This is a genomic window from Nocardia otitidiscaviarum NBRC 14405 (genome assembly GCF_000308635.1).
Lineage (GTDB): Bacteria > Actinomycetota > Actinomycetes > Mycobacteriales > Mycobacteriaceae > Nocardia > Nocardia otitidiscaviarum.
Genome location: NZ_BAGD01000050.1, coordinates 56,913 through 70,015 on the forward strand (window position 1 = coordinate 56,913; position 13,103 = coordinate 70,015).

The window sequence follows — 13,103 nt, forward strand, 5'->3', positions numbered from 1 at the left end:
CCAGCACACTCGGGGTTGCTGGAATCGAGCCTAGGTCGGATTCCGGTTTTCTTCGGTCGAGTTGGAATATGTTGTCCGCTATGCGGCTTACGCTCCGTTATTGCCGGGTATGCGGCCGTGCGAATTTCCGGTGACCGTTCCGTATGCGGCGCGCCGAGCCGGGGCGGCGAGCTGCGGCGCGGCTACCGTGGCGGAGTGATAGCGCTGCTGCTCGGTCTCGCTCTGCTGGGGGTATTCGTTGTCCTGGTCGTCCGGGAGCCGCGGCGGCTGGTCAACGGGGTGGTGCTGCTCGCCGCGCTCATCTTCGGTGTGATCGGCGTGGTGGACTACGACTCCGAGAGCATGCTCGCCGTTCTCGCCGCGTTGCTGGTGATGCTGTCGCCGCTGCTGGTGCTCGTACTCGCCGGTCTGCTCATGGCGAACGGCGTGCACATGGCGCGTCGGGAGGGTCGGCGGGTGGCGAACCTGCTGTCCCTCGGACTCGGTATCGCCCTCGCCGCACCGTATGTGCTGTTCGTGGTGGCGCTCGTCAGCGGGAATCTGTGGCTGGCGGTGGTGCTGGCCTCGGGCACGCTGGTGGTCAGCTTCATCGGCTTCCTGCTGCTGGCCTTCCTGCTGTACTCGTTCGTCTATCTGCGCCTGCCCGCCGCGCGCGGTGCGGGCGCGATCGTGGTGCACGGTTCGGGGCTGATCGGCTCCCGGGTGCCGCCGCTGCTGGCCAGCCGTCTGGACAAGGCACTCGAGGTGTACGCGGCCGAGGTCGCCTCCGGGTATCGGCCACTGCTGGTCACCAGCGGCGGCAAGGGCTCCGACGAGGAGTTGGCCGAGGCCGACGCCATGGCGGGCTACCTCATCGACCGCGGACTGCCCGACGCCGCCATCCTGCGGGAGAACCGTTCCGCGACGACGCGCGAGAACCTGCTGTTCACCCGGCAACTGCTCGCCGAGCGTGGAATCAGTACCCGAATGTTGTTGGTGACGAGCAATTTCCACGCCCTGCGTACCGCGATCCTGGCGCGTCGAATGGGCTTGGACGCCGCGGTGGTCGGATCACCGACCGCGCTGTACTACCTGCCGAGCGCGGTGCTGCGCGAGTTCGTCGGCATCCTCTTCGAGCACAAATGGTTCTATCTGACGGTCTGTGTGGCGCTCGCGGCGGCACCGCCGCTGCTGGTGCTGATCCTCGCGGCCATTCCGGGTGAGCAATAGCTAGCGGCGTCGTCGATAGTGGGCGTCCAGCAGCGGGACCGGATCGAGTTCGCTGATCTGATGTCCGGCATCGCAGTGATCGGTGAGGTCCTTGCCGTCCCGTGCCTCGACCACGCGGAGCTGCGCGACCGAACCCACCAGTGTGGTCGCCACCCGGACGGCCCGCCGGTAGCCCGGCGCGTCCCGGTCCGCGACGATGATCACCCGCCGCGCCCCGCGCAGCCAGGTCGCGTGTTCGGGGTGCCAGCCGAGCGCGCCGCCCGCATTGCAGGTGGCGTACACCCCGCAGTGGCGGGCGGTGAGCACATCCCGTTCGCCCTCGCAGACGAAGATGTCGGCGCCCGCGCGCACCGCGGGCACGATCGTCGGCAGCTGGAAGGGGATGCGCGCGAATCCGCCGCGCCGCCAACCACTGTCGGTCATGCGCTGCTGCCAGAAGGTTTTCGCCCGGCCGCGCTCATGGGGAATGTGCATGCGGTGGACGCGACCCACCGGCCGCCCGTCGAGCCGTTCGTACACATAGACGGCGACCCGACGGGGCGCGCCGAGTGGGCGTCCCAGATCGCGGGTGGGCGTGGCGAGCGGCAGCCCGGCGGCCAGCAGGGCGCGATCGGCGATGGAGGGTTCCGGGCGCGGTCGCGGCGTGCGCGCGGCGTGCGGGAGCGGTCGGTCGAACAGATCGCGCACCCGCAGTCCGAGCCGTTCCAGGACCCGCTCGTCCGGACATCCGGCGAAGCAGCGGACGACGGTTCGTCCCTTCTTCCGGTCGTAGACGACCCCGAGCGAGGGGTGGTGGCGGCGTCCGTCACCCTCGTGCACCGGACACAGGTAGCGGGTCCACTCGCCGCTGGCGCGGCCGGGGCCGCTGACCCGGTCGAGCGCGCCGGTTATGGTGTCCCAGGATCGGTTGGTGCCCATGGTGTGTCCTCCCGATTCCGGTGTACCTCGGGGGAGGGGCCGATGCGAACGTCGCTTGCGCCTGTACGTACCGGGGGCGGCGGTGGACGATTCGAGCGGCTTTCGTGACCTTCCGGCGGAAAGAAGGTGGCCCGGACAGCAGGTCGCCGGAAAGCAGAAGGCTCCCGGTCTGATTCGACCGGGAGCCTTCGTAGTAGCCCCGACGGGATTTGAACCCGCGCTACCGCCTTGAGAGGGCGGCGTCCTAGGCCGCTAGACGACGGGGCCAGGACTGTCCTTCGATCTCTCGATCTCGGAAGCTCCGCTAGCTTAACCGATCGTTCGCCCAATGCGAAATCGGCGCGATGGCCTTGACCTGAACGTATCTCGAGGTTTGAGGATGGAGGCCGTTGCGGATGTTCGAAACGGCAGGGAGGCATGGCAATGCGAGCAGTCGAGGCGAAGGCGTTCGGTGGTCCCGAGGTACTGACGGTGACCGAGGTCGCCGATCCGACGGCCGGTCCGGGCGAGGTGGTGGTCGAGGTGGCGGCAGCCGATGTGATGTTCCTCGATGTGGTGTTGCGCAGCGGCTCGGGAGTGGACTTCTTTCCGGTCACGCCGCCGTATGTGCCGGGTGGCGCGGTCGCGGGCGTGGTGCGCGCGGTCGGCGCGGGCGTCGATGCGAGCTGGATCGGGCGTCGGGTCGCCACCGCTACCGCGGCCAGCGCCGTCGGCGGTGGCAAACCGGTCGGCGGCTACGCGGAACGGGCGCTGGCCAAGGCCGAGGCGCTGACCGTGATTCCGGAGGGGGTGGACTTCACCCAGGCGGCCGCGCTGGTGCACGACGGGCGCACCGCCCTCACCGTGGCGGAGGTGGCGGGAATCGGGCCGGACTCGCGGGTGCTGATCACCGCGGCCGGTGGCGGTGTCGGAACCCTGCTGGTCCAGGTTGCCAAGGCGGCCGGGGCGACCGTCGTCGCCGCGGCTCGCGGCCGCGCCAAACTCCAACTGGCGCAACGGTTGGGTGCTGACGCCGTGGTCGACTACAGCGAGCCGGACTGGACCGACCGCGTGCGGTCCGCGTTGGGTGGGGCGGGTGTCGACATCGTCTTCGACGGCGCGGGAGGCGATCTCGGCAGCCGCGCGCTGGCTACCATGGCGCGCGGCGCGCGGATCATCGGATTCGGCAATGCCGCAGGCGGTTTCGCGGACTTCGATCACGAGGACGCGGCCGCGCGCGACATCACCATCGTGGGCCTGCTGGAACTCACCAAGTCCGACATCGATTGGGAACCAGCCCTCGGCCGTGCCCTCGCGTCGGTGGCGGCCGGACGGCTGGAGGTCGTGGTCGGCCAGACCTTCCCGCTCGACCGGGCATCGGCGGCGCACGCGGCGATCGAAGCGCGCACGGCGGTGGGGCGGACCGTGCTGACCGTGTGAAGCGCCGAGCGCCTCACTCCTCCCGCTGCACCTGCCACATCCAGTGCAACTGCTCCAGCCGGGCGGTGATGTCGATCAGCACGTCCTGGGTGACCGGGTCGGCCTTCTCGGTGGCGTCGACGCGCTGGCGGAGGCGGCCGATCACCTCGGTCAGGTTGTCGGTGATCTTGTCGATCACGTCGGCGTCGCGCACCCATCCCGCCGGGAAGCCGGTGGTTCCGGCCTGCTCGGCCACGGTGCGGGCGCGGCCGTCCGGGCTGACGCCGATGGCGGTGGCGCGCTCGGCGGCATCGTCGGTGAATGTCCGTGCGGAGGCGACCAGTTCGTCGAGCGCCAGGTGCAGCGGGCGGAAGTTGCGGCCGGTCACGTTCCAGTGCGCCTGCTTGGCGATGAGCGTCAGGTCGATGAGGTCCACCACGGTGCCGCTCAGTGCCTCACCGGCGATCCGCTGCTGCTCGGTGTCGAGTGTGGTCATCACGGGCTGTTGCACGGGGGTCTCCTTCCTCGGGGGTCACCGAGGAGCTACCCACCTCGCCGGGACCTATGCGACCGTCGTGGGAAGGGCCGTGCGGATCTGCTCGACCAGGTCGGCCGGCGGCAGCGTGGCGTCCAGGGTGATCCCGGATTCGTCGTCGGTCAGCGGCCGCAGGACGGCGAGTTGGGAGTCGAGCATCCGCGCCCCCATGAAATGGCCCTTGCGGGAGGTGAGGCGGCGCTCCAGTTCGTCCCGGGGCGCGGCCAGGTGCACGAAGAACAGGTCGGGCGCGGCCGCGCGCAGTCGATCGCGGTAGCTCTGTTTGAGCGCCGAGCAGGTCAGTACCGCGCCCGTGCTGCGTCGGTCGGCCAGCCACCCGGCCAGTGCATCGAGCCACGGTGCGCGATCGGTATCGTTCAGCGGTACGCCGGACGCCATCTTGGCCACATTGGCTTCGGGGTGGAAATCGTCGCCCTCGCCGTACTCGACGCCCAGCGCGTGGGCGAGCAGGGTTCCGACGGTCGTCTTCCCGGAGCCCGCCACTCCCATTACCACGATCTGCGGGGCTTGCGCGGTCATGATTCGAACCCTAGTGCCGGTATCGTCGTGCCCTGGTCATCGCGCCGGAGAAAACTAGCTGTTACTCGCAGTCGCATAAACGGCTAGACTGTTGCTACGCTCACGTAGCAACGGCGGCCGCGGGCATCACCCCCGGTCGCGGGTACGACGATGACCAGGAGTATCGATGAAGCTACTTCCGAATATGGGCCGCCGCACGGCGACGACCGATCCCGGTGAGGTAGCCCTCAACGCACGCAACGTGCAGTTCGACTGGGCCGCGACCGAGCCCGTCTGGATGCGGCGCGAGCCGGTCGCCTCCCACGTGCTCAATGCCCTGAGCATGCTGCTGCCCGAGGGGGAGCGCATGTTCCTGGTCACCTTCGGCGAGGCCCTTCCGCTGGTGCGGGACGAGAAGCTGCGCGAGGCCATGATCGGCTTCATCGGCCAGGAATCCATGCACGCCGAAAGCCACAACGGCGTACTCGAAAACGTACTGAAGACGCACGGCATCGACGTGGAACCGTATGTGCGGCAGGCGGAATACCTCTTCCGCAAGACGCTCGGCCCACGCGAGTTCGACACCGAGGCCGCCGCCCGCCAGCATCTGGTGGAGCGGCTCGGCGTGATCGCGGCCCTCGAGCACTTCTTCGCGTTCCTGGGCGACTGGGTGATCAACGCCGAGCTGGAGCGGTTCGACGCCGACCCGCAGATGCTGGACCTGTTCCGCTGGCACGGGGCCGAAGAGGTCGAACACCGCATGGTCGCCCACGACGTGGCCGAATACTTCGAGGTCGGCTACGTGCGACGCGGCGCGCTCATGCTGATGGTCTTCCCGATCTTCATCGCGCTGCTGCTGCGCGGTACCAAATACCTTGTGCACCAGGACGAGTCGCTGCCCAACCATCGCTACCCGCGGCTGGTCGGGCGCATCTTCGCCGCCATGTGGCGGGGTGCGCTGCCCGGTGTGCCGTCGCTGCTGGTGAGCGCGCTGTCCACCTTCAAACCGGGATACAGCCCGGAGACGGTCGGCTCCACCGCGCAGGCCATCGCCTATCTGGCGCAATCCCCGGCGGCGCGCCGGGCGGCGTCGTGACGGCATCGCGTCCGGTGCCCACCGCCGCGCCGCTCGACCTCTTCGGCAAACCCCGCAGCGACCGCGCCACCCGGGTGCTGGACCTGATCGCCGAAACCCGGCTGCGCTGGACCACGGTGGTCAACCGGAAGGCTCCGCAGGGCCGGGTGGACGACCGGCGCACGCCGTTGATCGTCACCGAACGCCGCGTCGAGGCGCGGGACAACGACGTCGTCAGCATCATGTTCACCGCCCCCGACGGTCGTGCGCTGCCCGCCTGGCGGCCGGGCGCGCATCTGGACCTGGAACTGCCCTCCGGCAAAGTTCGGCAGTACTCGCTGTGCGGCGACCCCGCCGACCGGCACAGCTACCGCATCGCGGTGCGGCGCATCCCCGACGGGCTCGGCGGTTCACGGGAGGTGCACGAGGCGCTGCCCGTCGGCACGCCGGTGACCGTGCGCGGGCCACGCAATGCCTTCCCCTTCGTCCTGCCCGGATACGGATCCTCCGCCAGCCGAGTGCATTTCGTGGCGGGCGGCATCGGCATCACCCCGATCCTGCCCATGGTGCGGATGGCGCAGCGGCTCGGCGTGGACTGGAGCATGGTGTACGTCGGACGTTCCCGCGACACCATCCCCTTCCTCGACGAGGTGGAGTCCTTCGGCTCCCGGGTCACGGTCCGCACCGATGACGAGCACGGATTGCCCACGGCCGCCGACCTTTTGCACGGAGCGGGAGCCGACACCTCGGTGTACTGCTGTGGACCGGTGGTGATGACCCGCGTCATCGCCGAGGCGGTCGCGCAGCGGCCGGGCGTGGAACTGTACTCCGAACGTTTCTCCGCGCCGCCGGTGGTGAACGGCACCGCCTTCCGGGTCGAGCTGGCCCGCAGCGGCACGGTCGTCGACGTGCCCGCCGACAAATCGGTGCTCGAACAAGTACTGAAAGTCCGCCCCGACCTGGCGTATTCGTGCCGCCAGGGCTTCTGCCGCACCTGCCGGGTGACGGCGCTGTCCACCGACGTCGACCACCGCGACACCGTGCTCACCGACGCCGAGCGCGCGGCGGGCGACATGCTGATCTGTGTATCCCGCTGCGGCGGTGAACGACTGGTGCTGGACCTCTAGCACCCCACCCCAGGAGACGATCGTGACCGATCAACCGACCATCACCCCGGCGTCCCAGCGGCTGGTACGCAATGACGACTTCGACATCGCCGTCTACGAATACGGGGAGCCGTCGAACGAGACCGTGCTGCTCGTGCACGGCTGGCCCGACGACAACCACCTGTGGGATCGCGTGGTGCCGCTGCTGGCCGACCGCTTCCACGTGGTCACCTACGACACCCGCGGCCACGGGCGTTCCACCCGCACCGACCGCACCGAGGACTACCGCCTGGAGCGGTTCGCGTCCGACTTCTTCGCCGTCGCCGACGCGGTGAGCCCGGACCGGCCCGTCCACGTCCTCGCCCACGACTGGGGTTCGGTCCAGGTGTGGGAGGCGGTGTGCGAGCCGCGGGCCGCCGCGCGCGTGGCCTCCTTCACCTCGGTGTCCGGCCCCAACCTCGATCACCTGGGCGCGTGGGTGCGCGGGGAACTCTCGCGCGGCAAGGTGTGGGGGCCGTTCACGCAGCTGCTGTCCTCGCTCTACACGGGACTCTTCATGACCCCCGGGGTGCCGCGCGTGGTGCTCAAGCCGCTGGGGACCGAGAAGATGTGGTCTCGCTTCGTCGGGCTGATGAACGAGACCTCACCCGCGAACATCACGCTCGGCCCCGAGTTCCGGCGCGACTTCTTCGACGGAATGCGCATCTACCGCGCGAACATCCCGCGCCGCCTGGCCGATCCGCGGGAGCGCCGCACCGAGGTGCCGGTGCAGCTGATCATCGCGCGCCGCGATGTGGCGGTGCGGCCCGCCGGCTACGACAACGAGCAGGACTGGGCCCCCACCCTGTTCCGCCGCGAGGTCGGCGGCGGGCACTGGCTGCCGTTCTCCCACCCCGAACTGTTGGCCACCGCCACCACCGAGATGATCGAATCACTGCGGACCGGGGAGGCCGTCCGCGGGCTGCGACGCGCCGAAGTCGGCAGGCAGCAGCGCGAATTCGAGGATCAACTGCTGGTCATCACCGGCGGCGGCAGCGGCATCGGCCGGGAGACCGCGCTCGCCTTCGCCCGCAAGGGAGCCGAGGTGGTGCTCTCCGACATCAACCTCGACGCCGCCAAGGAGACCGCGGAACTCATTGCGCGCGAAGGAGGTACGGCACACGCCTACCAACTGGACGTAGCGGATGAGGCGGCCGTCGCCGAACACGCCGCCGCCGTGATCGCCGCGCACGGGGTGCCCGACATCCTGATCAACAATGCCGGGGTGGGCCAGGCCGGGGACTTCTTCGACACGCCCGCGGCGGAATTCGACCGGGTGCTGAACATCAACCTGCACGGCGTCGTCAACGGCTGCCGCGCCTTCGGCAAGGCCATGGCCGAGCGCGGACTCGGCGGACATATCGTGAACCTGTCCTCCATGGCCGCCTACACCCCGCAGCGCGGCTTCAGCGCCTACTCCACCAGCAAGTCGGCCGTCTTCATGTTCTCCGACTGCCTGCGCGCGGAGCTGGCGGGCAAGGGCATCGGCGTGCACACCATCTGCCCCGGCATCGTGCACACCAATATCGTTGCCACCACCCGCTTCTCGGGTGTCTCCGCCGAGGAGGAAGCCGCCAAGCAGCAGCGCTACGACAAGCTCTACGCGGCCCGGCGCTACGGCCCGGAGAAGGTCGCCGCCCAGATCGTCAAGGCCGTCGAGAAGGGACGTGCCGTGGTCCCGGTGACCCCCGAGGCGCACCTGCAATACCGCTTCAACCGGTTCGCCCCGGCCATCGCCCGCTTCTTCGCGGCCCGGGTCAAGCTGACCTAGCCGCGAAGCGCACGAACTCCCGGTGGGTGTCCGGGAGACGGCCGGTCCGCGTCTGCGGACCGGCCGTTGTCGCGCTGAGCCGAAAACGATAGCGGCACAGACGGTCACGCCTTAGCGTTCGGGCATGGACGTATTGATAGCGGTGCTTGTGCTGCTGGTGGCTGTAGGGCTGTTCATCGCGTGGCTCGGGCGGACCTCCGGGGCGCTGCCGGAGCGGAGGCGACGCCGGAGTAGGTGGGAGGGAGGCCGTGCCGTCGGTGGGAAGGACGGCGGCTATATCGGCGGGTCCGAGAGTGATGGCGGCTCGGGTTGCGGCGGGGGAGGAGGGGGCGGGGGCGGAGGTGGTGAATAGCCCCGCCGTACCCGGAGCCCTCGCGGTTCAATCACCCCGAAAATGGGTCTGCGCGGTGTCGGCCGGGACTGGTAGCGTTTCGCTATCCGACAATCGAAGGTGTCGGCACCCGGGGGAGGGGAACGATATGGATCTGTTCATATTTCTGGTGGCAGTGCTGCTGGTGGGCTCGGTGATCGGGTTGTTCATCCGGTCCAGCAAGCGGAACTCGGAGAAGGCACGGCAGCAGCGATACAGCCAAGGGAGCGCGCGAGCGGGCAGGTATCGACGCTCAGGCGGGTACGCGGGTGGCGGGTACGCGGGCGGCGGCTACACGGGTGGCAGCGGGTACGGGGGCGGGAGCGGTTACGGCGGCAGCGATTGGGGTGGAGGCGATTCCGGGAGCAGCGGTAGCTCCGGCTGCGGCGGGGGCGGCGGTTGCGGGGGCGGCGGCAGCTGAACCGTCAGCCGTGCCGCTACCGCGAATCCGGCCGTAGCGATTCCTCGATCAGGGCGACGCGCTCGGCGGGAATACCCCACGGCCGCGCGACGCCCACCCGGGAATCCAGATCCCACAGCACGCAGCTCTCGCCGGGCCGGGCGACCATCGACCAGGCCACCACGGTCCGGCCGAGCTGCTCCGCCATGGGGTCGACGACCGCGCCCCGGGAGCCCTCGCCCTCCGGAAAGTGGTGCAGGAACCGCCCGTACGCGGTGTCGCAGAAGCGCTGATAGCGCAGCGTGCACAGGATGAACCCGTGCCACGCCTCGTCCACGGCATGGGACGGCATGCCGATCACCTGGTCGTCCCGCAGCGCCGCGCCGCAGCACCGCAGCCACTGCCGCAGACCGGTCTCCACCAGCTCACGCGGCTGCCACGGACAGGTCTTGAAGATCGCGTCCCGCAACTCCAGTGCGTCCACCGCGCTGTTGATCCGGTCGATTCGAGGGCGATTACCGAGTCCACGCAACACGATTCACCGTACGACGGCGCGGCGACGGGGCACCACACGGGAATTCCCGGGGCGGCCGCGGGCCGTCCCGCACCCGGCGCTCGTCAACCGGCCAGCTCGGCCTTGTCGCCCGCGCGGTCGCGAGTGGCGTACAGGCTGGTGAGCGTCACGGTCGTCAGCACCGCCACGATCACGCCCAGCGACGCCAGGGTCGGGATGGTCGGCACGCCGCTCCAGATGTCGTGCGCCCAGTGCAGCACCAGCTTCACGCCGATGAAGGCGAGAATGATCGCCAGACCGTAGACTAGGTGCACCAGGCGCGTCAGCGCCGCGTGCAGCACGAAATACAGTGCGCGCAAACCGAGTAGCGCGAACGCGTTGGTGGCGAACACCAGGTACGGGTCACCCGTGACGCCGTAGACGGCGGGCACCGAGTCCACCGCGAACACCAGATCGGTGGCCATGACGGCGGCGACCACCAGCGCCAGCGGGGTCAGGGCGCGCTTGCCGTGCTCCACGATGGTCAGCCGGGTGCCTCGGTAGCCGTCGGTCACCGGCATGAACCGGCGCATCAGCCGGACCGACTTCATGGAGTTCACGTCGATCTCGGTCTCGCCGCCGCCGATGGCGTCGAGGATCAGCTTGATCGCGGTGACCAGCAGGATCAGCCCGAACAGCAGGAATGCCCAGTCCAGCGTGGCCAGCGCCGCCGCGCCCAGCGCGATGAAGATGCCGCGCAGTACCAGCGCACCCGCGATGCCGAACAACAGCACCCGCTGCGCCAGTGCCGCGGGCACGGCGAACGCCGTCAACAGCAGCATGAAGACGAACAGGTTGTCGACCGACAGCGATTTCTCGAGCAGATAGCCGGTGAAGAACTCCACGCCCGGCGTGGAACCCCTACTCGCCCACAGGTATACGCCGAAGGCCACGGGCAGGGCGATGTAGAAGATGGTCCATCCCATCGCCTCCCGCATGGACACCTCGTGCGGTCGCCGCGTCAGCACGAAATCGAGCACCAGCAGGCCGAGTACGCCGACAATGGTCAACGCCCACAAACCGGGCGTACCAACGGATTCGACACTCGTGGCGGCGGCGAGCACAGAGACATTGGACACAGAGACTCCTCGGACATGGATAACCAGCCGAGGTCTCCTTCACCCGCGAGAGCCGCGGGTGATCATCCGGGGATCGCGACGGCGCGATCCGTACTGACCGGAGTGATGCTTGGGAAGTACTCCCCTCGCGGCCGAGGATAGCCGCCCCATAGCCTCGTGTCCAATTTGTCCGATCAGCGGGGGCTGAGCACCACCACCGCGATCGGCCGCGACGTCTGCTTCTGATACGCCGTGTACCTGCCCTTGTTGACCTCGTCCACCAGCGCCCACCGCCGCGCGTACTCCGGATCCTCCGGATACGTGGCCCGCGCCGTCACCGGAATCCGCGTGGTCCCCACCTGAATCTCACAGTCCCCCTTGGCCTTCACATTCGCCAACCACCCCGGCGGCCGCGGCGACCCACCATTCGACGCGGTCACCAGATAATCCTTCCCATCCCGCGCATAGGTCAACGCATTCGTCCGCTCCACCCCCGTCTTCCGCCCCACCGTCCGCAGCAGCAACGTGGGGTTGCCGAACAACAGCCGATGCCCCACCACCCCACCACTCTTCTCGTAGAGCCACTGATGGGCCCGCAACACCCTCGTGAACAGATTGGCCATCGAATCCTCCTGCACTGGGTCGGTACCGGACCGTGAGCAACCGCCTGTCCGGTCCAGCCCGAGTCTTCCACGACACTCGCCCGCCGTGGAGCACCCGATCGGCGGGTATCAGCGCCCTGGGCGGGGCGGAGTAGGCATCAACGCGCCCGAAGCGATAACATCACCCGAGCCCGCGCAGGAATGCGGCGGTCAGGGGCGGTAGCTCAGTCGGTTAGAGCCGTGGACTCATAATCCATTGGTCGCGGGTTCGAGCCCCGCCCGCCCCACTCATATCCGCCTGACGGGCGGTGGCCAGGCCCACTTCCCGCACTCGCGGTCGCTGTCGTCCGGCTGCTCGATCAGGCGCCCACCCGGACTGTCGCCCGGCCGCGGTTGATGCGGGCGAAGTGGCCGGGGGACTGGCCTTTCCAGGAGCGGAAGGCCGAGCCGAAGGCGGAGACGCTGGAGTAGCCGAGGCGGTCGGCGACCTGCTCCACCGTGAGGCCGGCTACGAGGAGTTCCTCGGCGAGCATGCCGACCGTCTCGTTGCTCAGTTCGCGGAAGGTGGTGCCTTCGTCGGCGAGGCGGCGGCGCAGGGTGCGGACGCTGATGTCGAGATCGGCGGCGACATGGGCCTGGTCGGCGACGCCGCCGCGGCGGATGAGCAGTTTGCGGACCTGGCCGCTGACGCCGACGCGGCTGCGGCGGCGCTCCATGAGGTCGGCGCACTGCTGCTCGTAGTAGCGGGCGGTGGCGGTATTCGCCTGGGGGAGAGGCATATCCAGTGTGCTCGACGGAATCACCAGGTAGCTGGTTTCGGCGTCGAAGCGGATGTCGTCCACGCCGAAGATGGCCCCGAACATCTCGTAGATGGGATGCGGGGCGACGGTGACCTCCACGCGCATGACGGGGAGTTTGGTGGACAGCAGATCCTGCTGCACAGTCGCCACGGCGGCCAGGTCCCGCTCCAGCGCGAAGGTGCGGATATCGGACGGCAGCGCCTGATCGTCGCGCAGCACCCAGAACTCGTCGCCGATCCGGCGGGTGGACAACCGGGCGGCGGTGAACGACAGGTCGGCGTAGCGGGTGGCGATATCCACCGCGTGCCCGAAGGTCGGACAGGTCATGAGCGCGAAGCCCAGCACACCCATACTCGGCGGATGGCACAGCAGTCCGGCCAGCAAACCCTGACCGGGTTCGTCGCCCACCCCGCGCACCACATTGCGCATGAGTGCGACCTCCTGGCCGAGGGTGATCTCGGCAGTGGGTTCGTTCAGATCGCTCTCCCGGATGCCGGTATCGCGCAGCACCTCGGGCAGACCGAGCCCCCGGGTGCTCGCGAAGTCCGCCAACAGGGCCGCACCGACGATGGAGCGCAATCGAGTAGGTTGGTCCGCCCTGTCCGTGTCCATGGTGAAATCGTCTCAGAATCCGCCCTGCCGGTGGTTCGGATTCGGTGACGATTCGGTCGCCGGTGCGGCCGATATTCGCCGGTTCCTGGCCCATTGTGTGCTGTTCGGGCGTACCCGGCGAACGTACGGTGACTTTAT

The 13,103-nt window shown here is 68.9% G+C and carries 12 protein-coding genes and 2 tRNA genes; 6 read left to right on the forward strand and 8 right to left on the reverse strand.

Going from position 1 to position 13,103, the window contains the following annotated elements; genetic code table 11:
* The first annotated feature begins 195 nt into the window (after positions 1-195).
* Positions 196-1,209 carry a YdcF family protein gene (locus tag ON31_RS09255; protein ID WP_039811593.1) on the forward strand — a complete coding sequence of 338 codons (1,014 nt, stop codon included), beginning with the start codon at positions 196-198 and terminating at the stop codon, positions 1,207-1,209.
* Here the strand turns inward: ON31_RS09255 and ON31_RS09260 are convergent, their stop codons facing one another.
* Both ON31_RS09260 and ON31_RS09265 read right to left on the reverse strand, forming a co-directional pair.
* Entirely contained in the window at positions 1,210-2,127 is a 918-nt protein-coding gene (locus tag ON31_RS09260) for a toprim domain-containing protein (RefSeq protein ID WP_039811595.1), read from the reverse strand.
* A gap of 194 nt (positions 2,128-2,321) precedes the next feature.
* Positions 2,322-2,394: transfer RNA gene (locus ON31_RS09265), tRNA-Glu, on the reverse strand.
* Between the two features lie 150 nt (positions 2,395-2,544).
* Here ON31_RS09265 and ON31_RS09270 point away from each other — a divergent pair.
* Entirely contained in the window at positions 2,545-3,546 is a 1,002-nt protein-coding gene (locus ON31_RS09270) for a zinc-binding dehydrogenase (RefSeq protein WP_255222033.1), read from the forward strand.
* Positions 3,547-3,559: 13 nt separating this feature from the next.
* Here ON31_RS09270 and ON31_RS09275 read toward each other — a convergent pair whose 3' ends face one another.
* A complete protein-coding gene (locus ON31_RS09275) occupies positions 3,560-4,021 on the reverse strand; it encodes a Dps family protein (RefSeq protein ID WP_039811597.1) in 462 nt (153 codons plus the stop codon).
* Between the two features lie 66 nt (positions 4,022-4,087).
* Positions 4,088-4,600 (reverse strand): gluconokinase, encoded by a 513-nt coding sequence (locus tag ON31_RS09280; protein WP_039811598.1) that lies wholly within the window; start codon positions 4,598-4,600, stop codon positions 4,088-4,090.
* Positions 4,601-4,766: 166 nt separating this feature from the next.
* On the opposite strand from ON31_RS09280, the gene ON31_RS09285 reads away from it, so the two are divergent.
* From ON31_RS09285 to ON31_RS09295, 3 genes are read left to right on the forward strand one after another with little or no spacing between them, the layout of a single operon-like run.
* Positions 4,767-5,675: a metal-dependent hydrolase gene (locus ON31_RS09285; protein ID WP_039811601.1), complete on the forward strand. Its 909-nt coding sequence runs from the start codon at positions 4,767-4,769 to the stop codon at positions 5,673-5,675.
* A complete protein-coding gene (locus ON31_RS09290; protein ID WP_039811603.1) occupies positions 5,672-6,781 on the forward strand; it encodes a PDR/VanB family oxidoreductase in 1,110 nt (369 codons plus the stop codon). Before ON31_RS09285 ends, ON31_RS09290 begins: the two co-directional genes overlap by 4 nt.
* Before the next feature lie 19 nt (positions 6,782-6,800).
* On the forward strand, positions 6,801-8,570 hold the full coding sequence (locus tag ON31_RS09295; RefSeq protein WP_039811688.1) for an SDR family oxidoreductase: 1,770 nt from the start codon (positions 6,801-6,803) through the stop codon (positions 8,568-8,570).
* 807 nt (positions 8,571-9,377) lie between these two features.
* On the opposite strand, the gene ON31_RS09305 is transcribed toward ON31_RS09295, so the two are convergent.
* The 3 genes from ON31_RS09305 to ON31_RS09315 form a co-directional block, all read right to left on the reverse strand.
* Positions 9,378-9,872, reverse strand: a complete 495-nt coding sequence (locus tag ON31_RS09305) for a UCP032817 domain-containing protein (protein WP_039811606.1) — start codon at positions 9,870-9,872, stop codon at positions 9,378-9,380.
* A gap of 86 nt (positions 9,873-9,958) precedes the next feature.
* A complete protein-coding gene (locus tag ON31_RS09310; protein ID WP_039811608.1) occupies positions 9,959-10,972 on the reverse strand; it encodes a TerC/Alx family metal homeostasis membrane protein in 1,014 nt (337 codons plus the stop codon).
* 173 nt (positions 10,973-11,145) lie between these two features.
* Positions 11,146-11,574, reverse strand: a complete 429-nt coding sequence (locus ON31_RS09315; protein WP_029932712.1) for a nitroreductase family deazaflavin-dependent oxidoreductase — start codon at positions 11,572-11,574, stop codon at positions 11,146-11,148.
* A 192-nt stretch (positions 11,575-11,766) separates the two neighbouring features.
* Between ON31_RS09315 and ON31_RS09320 the strand changes: the two genes are divergently transcribed.
* Positions 11,767-11,840 (forward strand) — tRNA-Ile (locus tag ON31_RS09320).
* A gap of 72 nt (positions 11,841-11,912) precedes the next feature.
* On the opposite strand, the gene ON31_RS09325 is transcribed toward ON31_RS09320, so the two are convergent.
* Positions 11,913-12,965 (reverse strand): AraC family transcriptional regulator, encoded by a 1,053-nt coding sequence (locus ON31_RS09325; RefSeq protein ID WP_063821452.1) that lies wholly within the window; start codon positions 12,963-12,965, stop codon positions 11,913-11,915.
* Between the last annotated feature and the right edge of the window lie 138 nt (positions 12,966-13,103).